Origin of the sequence: Vibrio sp. ED002, assembly GCF_023277445.1 — a bacterium.
Taxonomy (GTDB): Bacteria; Pseudomonadota; Gammaproteobacteria; order Enterobacterales; family Vibrionaceae; genus Vibrio; species Vibrio jasicida.
Window position 1 is genome coordinate 2,335,400 of record NZ_CP080238.1, and the last position, 16,400, is coordinate 2,351,799.

Below are 16,400 nucleotides of genomic sequence, written 5' to 3' on the forward strand. Positions count from 1 at the left end.
AGCTTTCCAAATTGTTAAAGAGCTAGATTTTCTGATGAAAACCATTTTTAAAGATTCTTTTTCAAGAACACTTAAAGATGGTGGGCGATACCGGGCTCGAACCAGTGACCCCCTGCTTGTAAGGCAGGTGCTCTCCCAACTGAGCTAATCGCCCACATAAGTTTTTCGTCTTGTGGTAGACGTCAAGAATGGTGGAGCTATGCGGGATCGAACCGCAGACCTCCTGCGTGCAAGGCAGGCGCTCTCCCAGCTGAGCTATAGCCCCATCTTGAGAGTCATTCTTAAAGAATGGTGGGTCGTGCAGGATTCGAACCTGCGACCAATTGATTAAAAGTCAACTGCTCTACCAACTGAGCTAACGACCCAATGGTATCCCGTAGGGGAGTCGAACCCCTGTTACCGCCGTGAAAGGGCGGTGTCCTAGGCCTCTAGACGAACGGGACACTGGATTGAAGATATTGGGATATCTTCGTCTCTTTTACTTATAAACCGTATCAATCTGTGTGGACACTCATCGTGAATAATCATCGTATAAGGAGGTGATCCAGCGCCAGGTTCCCCTAGCGCTACCTTGTTACGACTTCACCCCAGTCATGAACCACAAAGTGGTAAGCGTCCTCCCGAAGGTTAAACTACCTACTTCTTTTGCAGCCCACTCCCATGGTGTGACGGGCGGTGTGTACAAGGCCCGGGAACGTATTCACCGTGGCATTCTGATCCACGATTACTAGCGATTCCGACTTCATGGAGTCGAGTTGCAGACTCCAATCCGGACTACGACGCACTTTTTGGGATTCGCTCACTATCGCTAGCTTGCTGCCCTCTGTATGCGCCATTGTAGCACGTGTGTAGCCCTACTCGTAAGGGCCATGATGACTTGACGTCGTCCCCACCTTCCTCCGGTTTATCACCGGCAGTCTCCCTGGAGTTCCCGACATTACTCGCTGGCAAACAAGGATAAGGGTTGCGCTCGTTGCGGGACTTAACCCAACATTTCACAACACGAGCTGACGACAGCCATGCAGCACCTGTCTCAGAGTTCCCGAAGGCACCAATCCATCTCTGGAAAGTTCTCTGGATGTCAAGAGTAGGTAAGGTTCTTCGCGTTGCATCGAATTAAACCACATGCTCCACCGCTTGTGCAGTCCCGTCAATTCATTTGAGTTTTAATCTTGCGACCGTACTCCCCAGGCGGTCTACTTAACGCGTTAGCTCCGAAAGCCACGGCTCAAGGCCACAACCTCCAAGTAGACATCGTTTACGGCGTGGACTACCAGGGTATCTAATCCTGTTTGCTCCCCACGCTTTCGCATCTGAGTGTCAGTATCTGTCCAGAGCCGCCTTCGCCACCGGTATTCCTTCAGATCTCTACGCATTTCACCGCTACACCTGAAATTCTACCCCCCTCTACAGTACTCTAGTCTGCCAGTTTCAAATGCTATTCCGAGGTTGAGCCCCGGGCTTTCACATCTGACTTAACAAACCACCTGCATGCGCTTTACGCCCAGTAATTCCGATTAACGCTCGCACCCTCCGTATTACCGCGGCTGCTGGCACGGAGTTAGCCGGTGCTTCTTCTGTCGCTAACGTCAAGTAATGCAGCTATTAACTACACCACCTTCCTCACGACTGAAAGTGCTTTACAACCCGAAGGCCTTCTTCACACACGCGGCATGGCTGCATCAGGCTTGCGCCCATTGTGCAATATTCCCCACTGCTGCCTCCCGTAGGAGTCTGGACCGTGTCTCAGTTCCAGTGTGGCTGATCATCCTCTCAGACCAGCTAGGGATCGTCGCCTTGGTGAGCCATTACCTCACCAACTAGCTAATCCCACCTAGGCATATCCTGACGCGAGAGGCCCGAAGGTCCCCCTCTTTGGCCCGTAGGCATCATGCGGTATTAGCCATCGTTTCCAATGGTTATCCCCCACATCAGGGCAATTTCCTAGGCATTACTCACCCGTCCGCCGCTCGACGCCCTTAACGTTCCCCGAAGGTTCAGTTAAGTCGTTTCCGCTCGACTTGCATGTGTTAGGCCTGCCGCCAGCGTTCAATCTGAGCCATGATCAAACTCTTCAATTTAAGATTTTGTTCGGCTCAACGAATACTGACTTCAAAACTCATCCTTACTCGAAAGTAAGAAGTAATTTTAAAGCTATTATCGTTCCAACAGAACGATAATGAATTGACTGTGCCAAGTCTTGCGACTTGATTGGTCACTCAGTTCATTGAAACCTAATTTGAAACCGCTCTTTATTAAGAGAAATTTCTAATTGGATTATCATCAACGAGTGCCCACACAGATTGATAGGTCTATATTGTTAAAGAGCTTTCCTATTGAGCTTTGCTCAAATCGGACGGCCATTTTAGCGAGTTAAAGTTTAGTGTCAATCACTTTTTTCAAACTTTCTTTCAAGCGTTTCCGCTTGGCTAATTGGCTTGCTAACTTGGCTTTCGTTTCTTTCGAAGCGTTGCCGTGTCAGCGAGGTGGCATTATAGAGATTGCGATCACATTGGCAAGCCCTTTTTCACCTTTTTTTTGACTTTTTTACCGTTCGGATAAATTTGCGTCAAAAGCGGTCAAAAGAGCACGTTATTTCTACAGTTCTTTGAATTTATCTGCGAAAAGAGCCACTTTCTCCCAATTGGTGTATTCCACTTCTTTGGTCGTATCGGTTTCGCCACCCGTCATCGACATAATGAACTTAATCATCGTTTTGTCGAACCAACCATAACGTGGGTAATAAAGAGCACCAGCAAAAACACCGATTAAGGTTGGTTTCCAAGGTGACTTAATTAGGAACTTACGAATGTAAGCGCTGCCTTCTGGCGTATCCTTTCCTTGGTCTTCTTTACGAGCGGTTAGGTTTACGCAGAAGAACGCCACTTTACTTTGTTCAAGTTGATTGAGGTTTCGCTCAATAAACTGGTACAGCTTCTTATTAAGATGACCATAACGAATAGACGCTCCAATCAATACCCTTTCGTATTGGCTAAAATCAATCGTCTCAACATTATGTAAATCCACCAACTCACATTCGAAGTCTGTTAGCTTCTCATCTATATAGCGGAGAATTTTTTTAGTCTGCCCTTCACGGGAGGAATATAGAAATAATGCTTTTGCCACGATTTCCCCTTAGCTACGCCAAAACGTCGGCGTAAGTAGAATAAGTAAGGTAAAGATTTCCAGACGACCAAACAACATGGAAACAATCAGCACCCATTTTGCTTTGTCGTTTACATCGCCAAAGTGAAGCGCAACTTCACCCAAGCCTGGACCTAAGTTGTTCAGCGTTGCAGCAACCGCGGAGAACGCACTTAGCTCATCCATTCCGGTCGCAATCAAACCCAGCATACAGACCACAAACACTAAAGCATAAGCAGAGAAAAAACCCCACACTGCATCTACAACTCTTTGCGGCAGAGCGCTTCCACCGACTTTAATGGTGTAGACCGCGCGAGGATGAACCAAACGCTTAAGTTCACGAGCGCCTTGCAAGGTCAGCAATAAGATACGGATCACTTTCATACCGCCACCAGTAGAACCAGCACACCCTCCTATAAAAGAAGAGAACAGTAACAATACTGGTAAAAACAATGGCCAGTCGGCAAAGCCTGTCGTTGTAAAGCCAGCCGTAGTAGAGATGGAAATAGTCTGGAAAAGCGCTTGGTCGAATGCATCATAGGTTGAATCGTAAGAATGGTGGTTCAACAATAATAAGAAACACACCAAGAACAGAACGACTTGGATGAAGATGAAAGCGCGGAACTCTGGATCTTTCCAATAGTATTTAGGATGCACGCCGCCAGACGCAAACGCGGCGAAGTGCAAAGAATAGTTACATGCCGAGATTAACAAGAAGACAACAGTAATCATGTTAATCGCATAGCTATCGAAATAGCCCATGCTGGCATCGTGCGTAGAGAAACCACCGATGGCAATAGTTGAGAAGCTATGGCTAATCGCATCAAATGGCGTCATACCGGCCAACCAAAATGCCACGGCACATGCGATCGTCAGACTTAAATAGATATACCATAGCGCTTTAGCCGTTTCGGCAATACGCGGCGTCATCTTAGTATCTTTGACTGGCCCTGGGATTTCTGCACGATAAAGCTGCATACCACCGATACCAAGCACTGGTAGGATTGCAACGGCTAATACGATGATCCCCATACCTCCAAACCACTGTAGAAGCTGGCGGTAAAACAAGATTGCTTTGGGTAATTCATCAAGTCCAACGATAACTGTCGCACCAGTGGTCGTTAAAGCAGAGAAGGATTCAAAAAAGGCGTCAGTCACAGATATATTTGGGTTATCTGAGATAAGAAAAGGGATCGAGCCTGCGCTGCCTAGTACTGTCCAGAAAAGAACAACAATAAGAAAGCCATCACGTGCTTTTAACTCGTGTTTATACCTGCGGTTTGGGAACCAACATATCCCACCACACAATAGAAGTACGAAGAAAGTCGTGACAAAAGGTACACCCGCACCATCTCGATAAATGAGTGCGACCAACGCTGGCGCGAGCATTGTGACACTAAAAAGCGCGAGCAATAGCCCGACGATTCGAATAATTGAACGAAATTGCATGGATTAATTGACTAGCGAAGCTGTCCCTGTGGCTTCCTATATTTCATTATTGTCCGTCTATAGGGGTGACAATTGCCTTTGCACCGCTTTTGTTGATGATAGTTTGGGTAAAGGCGCTCACTTCACGTAGCTCAATTTCCAACACTAATACCACCTGATCGCTGTACTCAGCTTCAACTTCAACCGCACCAAACTGGGGCATGATCGACTGTGCGATAGGCATAAAACCATAGTCTAACTCTAGACGGAGTTTTGTGGTTATTTTTTTCTCAATTGTTTGAAGCAGCTTGAGCGCTTGTTGCACACCGCCACCATAAGCTTTCACCAAACCGCCCGTGCCTAACTTAATGCCACCAGAATATCGAGTAACAACAGCTGTGAGTTCTCCTACACCAGAACCAGACAATTGAGCTAGGATCGGTTTTCCGGCTGTCCCCGATGGTTCTCCGTCATCGCTAAACCCCCACTTCATCGAATCTTCTGGTCGACCCGCAACAAATCCCCAGCAGTTATGTCTTGCATCAGAGTGCTTGGTTTTGATCTGCTCTACGAACGCCTTTGCAGCCTCTATGTTCGGCGTATGAGCCAAATAGGTAATAAAGACGCTCTTTTTGATTTCTTCTTCAAATTGAGCAGGCGCGGCAGGGATAAGATAAGGCTGGTCATTCATAGGATTAGGTCACTTTTCTCTTTGTCCAAAGTCTATCACGAGACGGAATTGTGAGTCGCATAAGATCTGCACTAGCGCACAATGTTAAACACTTGTTTAAAAAATGTATTGAAATTAACCAATCCGAGGTCCAAACTAACTCCACTGGTCAAACCAGAACAACAAATATAACGACTTTCCTCTATATCTATTTGTTGCCCTACAGGCGCTCAGCCCGCATCAAATCGGTATACAGACAATCCAAGATTGTATGTCATGGAGATAGACAATGATTTACCAAGCCGAAACCCTACAGGTAAAGGAAGTACAAGATGGTATTGCAGAACTAAGCTTCTGCTCTCCAAAATCCGTTAACAAGCTCGACCTAGCGACACTAGAGTCACTCGACAAAGCCCTTGATGCACTAAAAGCGCACCAAGGACTGAAGGGCTTGATGCTCACCTCAGATAAAGACGCGTTCATTGTTGGCGCTGATATCACCGAATTCTTAGGTCTTTTTGCCAAGACAGACGCTGAGCTCGATCAGTGGCTGCAATTTGCTAATAGCATCTTTAACAAGCTGGAAGACTTACCCGTCCCGACTATCTCGGTACTAAAAGGTCACACGTTAGGCGGCGGCTGTGAGTGTGTGCTTGCAACTGATATGCGAATTGGTGACAAGACCACCAGCATCGGTCTACCAGAGACAAAATTAGGCATTATGCCGGGCTTTGGTGGTTGTGTACGTCTGCCACGTGTTATTGGCGCCGACAGCGCAATGGAAGTGATCACTCAAGGTAAAGCGTGTCGTGCGGATGAAGCGTTAAAGATTGGTCTTCTTGATGCGGTTGTTGATAGCGACGCACTTTACGAGTCAGCACTCAAGACACTGACCTCGGCAATCAACGAGAAGTTGGACTGGCAAGCTCGTCGCAAGCAAAAGACATCACCTCTAACGCTAAGTAAGCTTGAATCAATGATGAGCTTTACCATGGCGAAGGGTCTGGTGGCACAAAAAGCGGGTCCTCACTACCCCGCTCCAATGACAGCCGTTATTACTATTGAAGAAGGCGCTCGCTTCGCTCGTAACGAAGCACTCGACATTGAACGTAAGCACTTCGTAAAACTGGCTAAGTCTGAAGAAGCAAAATCACTGGTTGGCTTGTTCCTCAACGACCAATACATCAAAGGGCTTGCTAAAAAATCAGCGAAGTCAGCGAGTAAAGGCACGCAACGTGCGGCTGTGCTTGGTGCGGGTATCATGGGCGGCGGCATCGCTTACCAATCTGCACTCAAAGGCGTGCCGGTGTTAATGAAAGACATCGCGCAACCTTCACTCGATTTAGGCATGACTGAAGCATCTAAGCTGCTAAATAAACGCTTATCTCGTGGTCGCATTGATGGCTTTAAGATGGCTGGTATTTTAGCGTCTATCACACCGAGCCTACATTACGCAGGCATCGAAGAATCAGACGTGATTGTTGAAGCCGTAGTAGAAAACCCGAAAGTAAAAGCAGCAGTGCTGAGTGAAGTCGAATCGCATGTCGGTGACGACACGGTTATCACCTCAAATACCTCGACGATTCCTATCAATCTATTAGCAAAATCGCTAAAACGCCCAGAAAACTTCTGTGGCATGCACTTCTTCAACCCAGTGCATCGTATGCCTCTCGTCGAGATCATCCGTGGTGAACATACGTCTGATGAAACCATCAATCGTGTTGTAGCCTACGCAGCGAAAATGGGCAAATCACCAATTGTCGTCAATGACTGCCCTGGGTTCTTTGTAAACCGCGTATTGTTCCCATACTTTGGCGGCTTCAGCATGCTACTTCGTGATGGTGCTGACTTTACGAAAATCGACAAAATCATGGAGCGTAAGTTTGGCTGGCCGATGGGACCTGCATACTTGCTCGATGTTGTTGGTATTGATACCGCCCACCACGCACAAGCCGTGATGGCGCAAGGCTTCCCTGAGCGCATGGGCAAACAAGGTCGTGACGCGATCGATGCACTGTTCGAAGCAGATAAATACGGCCAGAAAAATGGCAGTGGCTTCTACAGCTACACCATTGATAGAAAAGGTAAGCCGAAGAAAACCTTCTCTGAAGAAATCTTGTCTGTACTCGCTGACGTTTGTGCCGATAAGCAGGACTTTGACGAGCAGACCATCATTCAACGCATGATGATTCCAATGATCAACGAAGTGGTACTGTGCCTACAAGAAGGCATCATTGCCACTCCACAAGAAGCGGATATGGCACTGGTTTACGGTCTTGGCTTCCCTCCATTCCGCGGCGGCGTATTCCGCTACCTAGATAGCGTAGGTATCGCTGAGTTTGTTGCAATGGCAAAACAATACTCAGAGCTTGGTGCTATGTACCAAGTACCACAGATGCTGATTGATATGGCGGCGAAAGGTGAAAGCTTTTACGGTGCACAACAGCAAGGTTCTATCTAAGGAGGGATTTTAAAATGACTAATCAAACAAGAAATGTTGTCGTAGTCGATTGTCTACGTACTCCAATGGGTCGCTCTAAAGGTGGTGCCTTCCGTCATACGCGAGCAGAAGATCTATCCGCACACCTAATGAAGGGTATTCTTGCGCGTAACCCACAGGTGAACCCAAGTGAGATTGAAGATATCTACTGGGGCTGTGTACAACAAACCCTAGAACAAGGCTTTAACGTTGCACGTAATGCGGCGCTACTTGCTGGTCTGCCAATTGAGATTGGCGCCGTGACGGTGAACCGCTTGTGTGGTTCATCAATGCAAGCGCTTCACGACGGTACACGTGCCATCATGACGGGCGATGCTGAAATCTGTCTAATTGGTGGTGTTGAGCACATGGGACACGTACCAATGAACCACGGCGTGGACTTCCACCCTGGTATGTCAAAGACAGTTGCAAAAGCAGCAGGCATGATGGGATTAACCGCTGAAATGCTTGGTAAGCTACATGGCATTAGCCGTGAGCAACAAGACGAGTTTGCCGCGCGTTCTCATGCTCGTGCACATGCAGCAACCGTAGAGGGTCGTTTTAAAAACGAAATCCTACCGATTGAAGGCCACGCAGCAGACGGCACGCTATTCACTCTAGATCACGATGAAGTGATTCGCCCTGAAACATCTGTTGAAGGCCTATCTCAACTTCGTCCAGTATTCGACCCTGCTAACGGCACAGTAACAGCTGGTACATCATCGGCGCTGTCTGATGGTGCATCAGCGATGTTGATCATGAGCGAAGAGAAAGCCAATGAGCTTGGTTTGAAGATTCGTGCACGCATCAAAGGCATGGCCATTGCGGGCTGCGATCCTTCTATCATGGGTTATGGTCCTGTACCAGCGACACAGAAAGCACTTAAGCGCGCAGGTCTATCAATTGAAGACATGGGTGTGGTTGAGCTAAACGAAGCATTTGCAGCGCAATCTCTACCATGTGCTAAAGACTTGGGTCTGCTTGATGTTATGGATGAGAAGGTCAACCTTAACGGTGGTGCGATTGCATTGGGTCACCCACTTGGTTGTTCTGGCTCACGTATCTCGACGACGTTGATCAACTTAATGGAAGCGAAAGACGCAAAATACGGCCTAGCAACCATGTGTATCGGTTTAGGTCAGGGGATTGCAACGGTATTTGAACGACCATAGTTTGTTTAAGAAACGCTAGGTTGTAGTGATCAGTCCAACAATCACGAGCAAATGAACCAATACTGAAAATTTTTAGTATTACACTTAAGGGCGGCATCTGATGTCGCCCTTTGTTTTACGCCAAACATTGCTTACATGCACAAAAAGCATACATTAAATGCTCAAGTTTCATTTTATTCATAGACAAAGAAGACATACACTTAGCAGCAGTTGATATCTTGCTGCATGTGACCCAGAGTCACGCTACCGCACAATCGGAGAACCTTATGTTTAATGCTCTAGTTCTAAATCAAGAAGACAAACGTACTATCGCTAGCATCGAGCAAATCGATGAAACACAACTGCCTGAAGGCGACGTTCTGATTGACGTTGATTACTCATCGTTGAACTACAAAGACGGTCTTGCAATTACAGGTAAAGGTAAAATCATCCGTAACTTCCCGATGGTGCCGGGTATTGACCTAGCAGGTACAGTAGTAAGCTCAGAAGACGACCGCTACCAAGCAGGCGACAAAGTTGTTCTTACTGGTTGGGGTGTAGGTGAAAACCACTGGGGCGGTATGTCTCAACGTGCTCGCCTAAAAGCGGATTGGCTAGTACCACTACCAAAAGGTCTAGACAGCAAGAAAGCAATGATGGTTGGTACTGCTGGTTTCACTGGAATGCTATGTGTTCAAGCACTGCTTGATGCAGGCATCAAACCTGAAAACGGCGAAATCCTAGTAACTGGTGCAAGTGGCGGTGTAGGCTCAGTAGCAGTAACGCTTCTAGCACAGCTTGGCTACAAAGTTGCTGCAGTGACAGGTCGCGTAGAGAAAAACGGCCCACTACTAGAAAAGTTAGGTGCTAGCCGCATCATCGACCGCGTTGAATTTGAAGAGCCAGCACGTCCGCTTGAAAAACAAGTATGGGCAGGTGCGGTTGATACCGTAGGCAGCAAAGTACTAGCAAAAGTATTGGCGCAAATGGATTACAACAGTGCAGTTGCAGCTTGTGGTCTTGCAGGTGGCTTCGATCTACCTACTACAGTAATGCCGTTCATCCTGCGTAACGTTCGTCTACAAGGTGTGGATTCTGTTTCATGCCCATTTGAAAAACGTACTGCAGCATGGGAAAAATTGGTTGAGCTACTACCAGACAGCTACTTCGAGCAAGCTTGTACTGAGGTAGAACTAGCTGAAGCACCAAAATACGCTGAAGACATCACAAACGGTCAAGTAACTGGTCGCGTGGTTATCAAGCTATAAGCGTTAACCCTTCGATAGAATAAATGAAGCCGGGTCATTGCCCGGCTTTTTGCTATTTCGATTATCGGAAAAATTAGTCCAATCCCATATCTTCAATTCGCTTAGCAATAAGACGACTACATTCTTCACGAACCACTGCACGCAACCATTCTTGAGCGGGAGAGTGTTCGCAACGTGCGTGCCAAATCATCGAATATTCAAACGGCGTGAATTGGAATGGTAATGGCTTCACTACTAAGTCATAGCGATCAGCAACCAAGTACGCTAAATCGGCAGGAACCGTAATAATAATGGGTAAAGTATCAATGATCGCCAGTGCGGCCTCTAAATGGTAGGCACGAAGCACCATTTTACGTTTTGGCTTTTCCATCAAGGCTTGTTCAATCAGCGCCTTTACCCCATCACTGATAGCAATCATTGCATGCGGGTAACTTAAGTAATCGTCTAAGCTCATCTCTTCATTCGCCAAGGGGTGTTGCTTAGAAAGCATACATAACACACCCACTCGACCAAGTACTTCACTTCGCAAAGGCTCTACTGGGCCAGTTGGACGACAAATCGCTAAGTCCGCGCCTTCATAAGTTAACTGATCAGACAAACGGTCGTGCTGCATCGGCAAAAAGTTAAATGAAACATTCGGCGCTTCTTGATAGATCCGTGGTAATGCGAAAGGCAGAATGGTCTGCATCGCATAATCCGTCGTGGCAATATTAAAAGTTTGATCACAGCTACGCGGGTCAAATTCTCGTGGAGACAGTAATTGGCGCAGTGATTCCAAAGGCTCTCCCAAAGAGCGATCGATTTCCAACGCCTTTTGCGTCGGTATTAAGTGTTGGCCTTGCCGTGTAAATAACGGATCGTCAAGCAAATCACGCAATCGACCGAGTACGCGGCTCATAGCTGATTGGCTTAGATTGAGACGCGTTGCTGCCTTGCTAACACTGCTTTCTTCGATCAACACACGTAATGCGACCAATAAATTCAGATCTCGACGATAGATGTCTTCTAATTCCACGATTTGCCACTTAACATGTAGGGGATTTAGGTAAATTGTACTCTTCAGGCAAAAAAAATCCCGCCTTTCAGCGGGGAAGCCCAAGAAAAATGGGGATAGTGTCGGAATGAAGTGTCGTTAAACTTGGTGAGCGTATATATCAATAGGTTTCGATTACAGCAAGAAGTGCTAATTTTCTTGCTCTGATGCACCTGACCATTTGTGCATCTCAATCCAAATCCCGATAATCGTTGCACTCATGCCTGCAAGAGGCATCAATGAGGTTTCAGCTGGCGTTCTAAGCACTAATGCACAAAACGAGATGAAGCATAAAACCGAATAGATGGTCAGTCTGTCTAACGCTGTTAACATCGTCTCTCCTTGCCAGTTGTTACCGAATTGTTAATTTAAAGTAAATCAAAAAATTCAGTTTGCCAAGTGGTTATTGAATATTTTTTCAACGAAAGTAAAATTCACCGCTCAGTTAGTTACGAGAATCACATTATGAGTTTTAATCCTGAACTGGCGACAAAAACCTTAGAGGCGGAAGGATTACGCTGCCCAGAGCCAGTGATGATGGTCAGGAAGACAATTCGAAACATGCAAGATGGTGAAGTATTGCTAGTGAAAGCAGACGACCCATCAACAACTCGAGATATCCCGAGCTTCTGCCGATTCATGGATCACCAATTGATAGCGGCACAAACGGAACAGCTTCCATACCAGTACCTGATTAAGAAAGGTTTGGAATAATCTCAGCAAGATCAAAAACGGCAGCCAAAAGGCTGCCGTTTGTTTTATTCATCGTATTCTAAAGTGCGAACTTCTGATTGTAGCTTATTCAATTGTTGCTTCATCGCACGCATTTCTTCATGCATAGGAATAATGTGAGCTACCCGAATCCATGCTTCCACCGTCAAACCAGTGAGAATGAAGGACCCTGCCACAATTGGCAACCACATATCAGTCAGCACCATAGCTAACAAGCACAGCGCTAAACCAAAGGTGAATAAATAACTCTGACTCTTTGGGGTCATACCCATGTAACGTGTAAGCATAAACTTGCCCTCTCGCTATCATTCACACCATTAAATTACCATGACAAGTATGACACTAATATGTCATCCGTCACGGTCCTGAATGATTTTGAGCTAGAGTTTGAACTTGTGCATTACTCGACTAGTTATTGATAATTCACACCATTTACGGACAAGAAATCAGAATAACGCGGCACCAATAGCCAAAGCAACAAATAGGAATGCAGTTACTTTACGAATGGCTCCAAGAGGCATCTTGTCGGCGGATAATTTACCAATCAAAACAACAGGCACATTGGCCAATAACATACCGATCGTCGTACCCAGAATTACCCAGCTCAATGCATCGGCGTACTGCGCGCCTAAAATAGAAGTGGCAATCTGAGTTTTATCGCCAATCTCAGCAACAAAGAAAGCAATAAAGCTGGCAATAAAAGGACCGCGATTGGATATCTGCTCATCATCATCCAATTTATCTGGGATCAACACCCAAGCCGCCATGGCGACAAAACTGACCACCAGCACCCATTTGAGAACCTCAGGCGAAAGATAATCGGCCACCACCACACCCAACCATGCAGCCAAAGCGTGGTTGGCAATGGTTGCCAAAAAGATTGCTGCAATAATAGGGATCGGTTTTCGGTAACGACTGGCAAGTAATAGAGATAGCAATTGGGTCTTATCGCCAATTTCTGCTAACGCTACAGTAGTAATTGAAATAGCTAAAACGCTCACGACATGCTCATTGGGGCGGGATTATTATATTTAACCTAAGACAAATCTCACGCCCCACCCCGGTTAGTGATGATTTGTCTAAGGTCTTGCTAAACTCATCGGGTTGATGAGTCTCGAGCGCCATGGTGATTTTGCACCAATTATGTTGACGAACGAACCAGATGAAACAGACATTTCATCGGGTAAGCTACTCCCCAAAGACAGGCGCAATTCTAGCCATGTTTCCCCATCACCTCAAGAGTGAAAGACAGCGAAAACTCCCTTTTAGGAAAAATTCAGCAGATAACGCGGTAAAAATCCATTAAAGGAGAAAATTGCCCACGAATTAATCAAGATTAGCTCTACTCCCATGCTCAATATCTGGGTATACTTGATTGTTAATTTATTCAACCGTAATTACTTTGAATCGCCATTGTTGAGGCAAGAAAACCCAACAAAAGAGACGAATTCACGAGTAATAAGAGAATCGCGCGAACCTGACTTATGCAAAAATACGATATCAAAACCTTCCAGGGAATGATCCTCGCGCTGCAGGATTATTGGGCTCAGAATGGTTGTACCATTGTTCAACCACTAGATATGGAAGTTGGTGCGGGTACCTCTCACCCAATGACCTGTCTACGAGCACTTGGCCCAGAGCCAATGTCTACAGCTTACGTACAACCTTCACGTCGTCCTACTGATGGCCGTTATGGTGAAAACCCTAACCGTCTTCAGCACTACTACCAATTCCAAGTAGCGCTAAAACCATCGCCAGACAATATCCAAGAGTTGTACCTAGGTTCTCTAGAGGTTCTTGGTGTCGACCCACTTGTTCACGACATCCGTTTCGTAGAAGACAACTGGGAAAACCCAACACTAGGCGCTTGGGGTCTAGGCTGGGAAGTTTGGCTAAACGGCATGGAAGTAACTCAGTTTACTTACTTCCAGCAAGTTGGCGGCCTTGAGTGTAAGCCAGTAACTGGTGAGATCACTTACGGTATCGAACGTCTAGCAATGTACATCCAAGAAGTAGACTCTGTTTACGATCTAGTTTGGAACATCGCACCGGACGGCAACGCCGTGACTTACGGTGATATCTTCCACCAAAACGAAGTAGAGCAATCAACTTACAACTTCGAGCACGCAGACGTTGAATTCCTATTTGGTTTCTTCGAACAGTGTGAGAAAGAGTGTAAAGAGCTGCTTGAGCTTGAAAAGCCACTGCCACTACCTGCTTACGAACGCATTCTAAAAGCTGGTCACGCATTCAACCTACTAGACGCACGTAAAGCGATCTCAGTAACTGAACGCCAACGTTACATCCTACGCATCCGCAACCTGACTAAAACAGTTGCAGAAGCATACTACGCATCGCGTGAAGCTCTTGGCTTCCCAATGTGTAAGAAAGAACAAGCGTAAGGGGTAAAGTAACATGGCAAAAGAATTTCTAATCGAGCTAGGTACAGAAGAGCTACCACCAACGCAACTTCGCACTCTAGCTGAAGCATTCGCAGCAAACTTCGAAGCAGAACTAAAAGGCGCTGAACTTGCTCACGAAGGCGTGAAATGGTTCGCGGCACCTCGTCGTCTTGCACTAAAAGTAGCAGCACTAGCAGACAGCCAGTCTGACAAAGTTGTTGAAAAACGTGGCCCTGCGGTTTCTGCAGCGTTTGACGCGGAAGGCAACCCAACAAAAGCAGCTCAAGGCTGGGCACGCGGCTGTGGCATCACGGTTGACCAAGCGGATCGCATGGTTACAGACAAAGGTGAATGGCTACTGTTCAAACAAGAAGTGCAAGGTCAGCCAACGTCTGAGATCGTAGTTGAACTTGCAGCGAAAGCACTAGCAAACCTACCTATCGCAAAACCAATGCGCTGGGGCAACAAAACGACTCAATTTATCCGTCCAGTGAAGACGCTAACCATGCTAATGGGCAGCGACCTAATCGAAGGCGAGATCCTTGGTGTCGCTTCTGGCCGCACGATCCGTGGTCACCGCTTCATGGGTGAACAAGAGTTCACTATCGATTCTGCTGAGCAATACCCTGCGATCCTAGAAGAGCGCGGTAAAGTAATGGCAGATTACGAAGCGCGTAAGACAATCATCCTAGCTGACGCACAAAAAGCAGCAGCAGCGGTTGGCGGTATCGCTGACCTAGAAGATGATCTTGTTGAAGAAGTAACGTCTCTGGTTGAATGGCCAGTAGTACTAACAGCGAAGTTTGAAGAAGAGTTCCTAAAAGTGCCTTCTGAAGCATTGGTTTACACCATGAAAGGTGACCAAAAATACTTCCCTGTTTACGATGAGGACAAGAAGCTACTTCCTAACTTTATCTTCGTATCAAACATCGAGTCTAAAGAGCCTCGTCACGTTATCGAAGGTAACGAGAAAGTTGTACGTCCACGTCTTGCTGATGCTGAGTTCTTCTTCAACACAGACCGTAAGCGTCCGCTGATCGACCGTCTTCCCGAACTAGACCAAGCTATCTTCCAGAAGCAGCTTGGTACTATCAAAGACAAAACAGACCGCATCACAGAACTTGCTGGCTACATCGCTGAGCAAATCGATGCTGACGTTGAGAAGTCTAAGCGCGCAGGCCTACTGGCTAAGTGTGACCTAATGACATCTATGGTATTCGAATTCACGGATACACAAGGCGTTATGGGTATGCACTACGCTCGCCACGACGGTGAAGCAGAAGAAGTTGCAGTAGCACTGAACGAGCAATACATGCCTCGTTTCGCAGGTGATGAACTGCCATCAAGCGGTGTTTCAACTGCAGTTGCAATGGCAGACAAGCTAGACACTATCGTAGGTATCTTCGGTATTGGTCAAGCGCCTAAAGGCAGCGACCCATTCGCACTACGCCGCGCATCTCTAGGTGTACTACGTATCATCGTTGAATACGGCTACAACCTAGATCTTGTTGACCTAGTAGCGAAAGCGAAGTCACTGTTTGGCGACCGCCTAACCAACGACAACGTTGAACAAGACGTTATCGAGTTTATGCTTGGTCGTTTCCGTGCTTGGTACCAAGACGAAGGCTTCAGCGTAGACATCATCCAAGCGGTTCTAGCTCGTCGTCCGACGAAACCAGCAGACTTCGACCAACGAGTTAAAGCGGTTTCTCACTTCCGTGAACTAGAAGCAGCAGAGTCTCTAGCAGCAGCGAACAAACGTGTAGGTAACATCCTAGCGAAATTCGACGGCGAACTAGCAGCAGACATCGACCTAGCACTTCTACAAGAAGACGCAGAGAAAGCACTAGCAGAAAGCGTTGAAGTAATGACGGAAGCGCTAGAGCCAGCATTTGCTACAGGTAACTACCAAGAAGCCCTAAGCAAGCTAGCTGACCTACGTGAACCAGTTGATGCGTTCTTTGATAACGTAATGGTAATGGCAGACGACGAAGCACTTAAGAAAAACCGTCTGACACTACTGAACAACCTACGTAACCTGTTCCTACAGATCGCAGACATTTCTTTGCTTCAAAAGTAATTCATTACTCTTA

At 46.7% G+C, this 16,400-nt stretch carries 13 protein-coding genes, 4 tRNA genes and 1 rRNA gene; 6 read left to right on the top strand and 12 right to left on the bottom strand.

From position 1 onward, the window contains the following. Positions 1-78: 78 nt before the first annotated feature. From ITG12_RS10775 to ITG12_RS10810, 8 genes are all read right to left on the bottom strand, one after another. Positions 79-154, bottom strand: a tRNA-Val gene (locus tag ITG12_RS10775). Positions 155-189: 35 nt separating this feature from the next. Further along, positions 190-265: transfer RNA gene (locus ITG12_RS10780), tRNA-Ala, on the bottom strand. Between the two features lie 24 nt (positions 266-289). Beyond that, positions 290-365 (bottom strand) — tRNA-Lys (locus ITG12_RS10785). Positions 366-367: 2 nt separating this feature from the next. Continuing rightward, a tRNA-Glu gene (locus tag ITG12_RS10790) sits at positions 368-443 on the bottom strand. Between the two features lie 89 nt (positions 444-532). Then, positions 533-2,081 (bottom strand): 16S ribosomal RNA (locus tag ITG12_RS10795). 517 nt (positions 2,082-2,598) lie between these two features. Next, a complete protein-coding gene (gene hemG, locus ITG12_RS10800) occupies positions 2,599-3,126 on the bottom strand; it encodes a menaquinone-dependent protoporphyrinogen IX dehydrogenase (RefSeq protein ID WP_038875125.1) in 528 nt (175 codons plus the stop codon). Positions 3,127-3,135: 9 nt separating this feature from the next. Then, on the bottom strand, positions 3,136-4,593 hold the full coding sequence (locus ITG12_RS10805) for a TrkH family potassium uptake protein (protein WP_038875128.1): 1,458 nt from the start codon (positions 4,591-4,593) through the stop codon (positions 3,136-3,138). Between the two features lie 46 nt (positions 4,594-4,639). Beyond that, entirely contained in the window at positions 4,640-5,263 is a 624-nt protein-coding gene (locus ITG12_RS10810; RefSeq protein ID WP_038870253.1) for a YigZ family protein, read from the bottom strand. Between the two features lie 268 nt (positions 5,264-5,531). On the opposite strand from ITG12_RS10810, the gene fadB reads away from it, so the two are divergent. The 3 genes from fadB to ITG12_RS10825 all read left to right on the top strand — a co-directional run bounded on the left by fadB (position 5,532) and on the right by ITG12_RS10825 (position 10,140). Then, on the top strand, positions 5,532-7,703 hold the full coding sequence (gene fadB, locus ITG12_RS10815) for a fatty acid oxidation complex subunit alpha FadB (protein WP_248873063.1): 2,172 nt from the start codon (positions 5,532-5,534) through the stop codon (positions 7,701-7,703). Between the two features lie 14 nt (positions 7,704-7,717). Next, on the top strand, positions 7,718-8,893 hold the full coding sequence (gene fadA / locus ITG12_RS10820) for an acetyl-CoA C-acyltransferase FadA (RefSeq protein WP_038875136.1): 1,176 nt from the start codon (positions 7,718-7,720) through the stop codon (positions 8,891-8,893). A gap of 266 nt (positions 8,894-9,159) precedes the next feature. Beyond that, a complete protein-coding gene (locus ITG12_RS10825) occupies positions 9,160-10,140 on the top strand; it encodes an MDR family oxidoreductase (RefSeq protein ID WP_009708064.1) in 981 nt (326 codons plus the stop codon). Positions 10,141-10,213: 73 nt separating this feature from the next. Here the strand turns inward: ITG12_RS10825 and ITG12_RS10830 are convergent, their stop codons facing one another. Together ITG12_RS10830 and ITG12_RS10835 are read right to left on the bottom strand one after the other, a co-directional pair. Continuing rightward, a complete protein-coding gene (locus ITG12_RS10830; protein ID WP_038870249.1) occupies positions 10,214-11,155 on the bottom strand; it encodes a LysR family transcriptional regulator in 942 nt (313 codons plus the stop codon). 168 nt (positions 11,156-11,323) lie between these two features. Beyond that, positions 11,324-11,506, bottom strand: a complete 183-nt coding sequence (locus ITG12_RS10835) for a hypothetical protein (RefSeq protein ID WP_005458692.1) — start codon at positions 11,504-11,506, stop codon at positions 11,324-11,326. A 132-nt stretch (positions 11,507-11,638) separates the two neighbouring features. Between ITG12_RS10835 and tusA the strand changes: the two genes are divergently transcribed. Continuing rightward, positions 11,639-11,887: a sulfurtransferase TusA gene (gene tusA / locus ITG12_RS10840; protein ID WP_005426051.1), complete on the top strand. Its 249-nt coding sequence runs from the start codon at positions 11,639-11,641 to the stop codon at positions 11,885-11,887. 44 nt (positions 11,888-11,931) lie between these two features. On the opposite strand, the gene ITG12_RS10845 is transcribed toward tusA, so the two are convergent. Continuing rightward, entirely contained in the window at positions 11,932-12,192 is a 261-nt protein-coding gene (locus ITG12_RS10845) for a hypothetical protein (RefSeq protein ID WP_038870244.1), read from the bottom strand. 159 nt (positions 12,193-12,351) lie between these two features. Next, on the bottom strand, positions 12,352-12,906 hold the full coding sequence (locus tag ITG12_RS10850; protein ID WP_042602418.1) for a TMEM165/GDT1 family protein: 555 nt from the start codon (positions 12,904-12,906) through the stop codon (positions 12,352-12,354). 483 nt (positions 12,907-13,389) lie between these two features. Here ITG12_RS10850 and glyQ point away from each other — a divergent pair, with 483 nt between their 5' ends. Beyond that, on the top strand, positions 13,390-14,307 hold the full coding sequence (glyQ, locus tag ITG12_RS10855; RefSeq protein ID WP_104026651.1) for a glycine--tRNA ligase subunit alpha: 918 nt from the start codon (positions 13,390-13,392) through the stop codon (positions 14,305-14,307). Between the two features lie 13 nt (positions 14,308-14,320). Further along, a complete protein-coding gene (gene glyS / locus ITG12_RS10860; protein WP_104026650.1) occupies positions 14,321-16,387 on the top strand; it encodes a glycine--tRNA ligase subunit beta in 2,067 nt (688 codons plus the stop codon). The last annotated feature ends 13 nt before the right edge of the window (positions 16,388-16,400 follow it).

Coding starts and splice junctions, on each gene's coding strand:
- tusA (WP_005426051.1), top strand. CDS start 11,639: ATGAGTTTTAATCCTGAACTGGCGACAAAAACCTTAGAGGCGGAAGGA.
- ITG12_RS10825 (WP_009708064.1), top strand. CDS start 9,160: ATGTTTAATGCTCTAGTTCTAAATCAAGAAGACAAACGTACTATCGCT.
- ITG12_RS10810 (WP_038870253.1), bottom strand. CDS start 5,263: ATGAATGACCAGCCTTATCTTATCCCTGCCGCGCCTGCTCAATTTGAA.
- ITG12_RS10845 (WP_038870244.1), bottom strand. CDS start 12,192: ATGCTTACACGTTACATGGGTATGACCCCAAAGAGTCAGAGTTATTTA.
- fadA (WP_038875136.1), top strand. CDS start 7,718: ATGACTAATCAAACAAGAAATGTTGTCGTAGTCGATTGTCTACGTACT.
- ITG12_RS10835 (WP_005458692.1), bottom strand. CDS start 11,506: ATGTTAACAGCGTTAGACAGACTGACCATCTATTCGGTTTTATGCTTC.
- ITG12_RS10805 (WP_038875128.1), bottom strand. CDS start 4,593: ATGCAATTTCGTTCAATTATTCGAATCGTCGGGCTATTGCTCGCGCTT.
- fadB (WP_248873063.1), top strand. CDS start 5,532: ATGATTTACCAAGCCGAAACCCTACAGGTAAAGGAAGTACAAGATGGT.
- glyQ (WP_104026651.1), top strand. CDS start 13,390: ATGCAAAAATACGATATCAAAACCTTCCAGGGAATGATCCTCGCGCTG.
- glyS (WP_104026650.1), top strand. CDS start 14,321: ATGGCAAAAGAATTTCTAATCGAGCTAGGTACAGAAGAGCTACCACCA.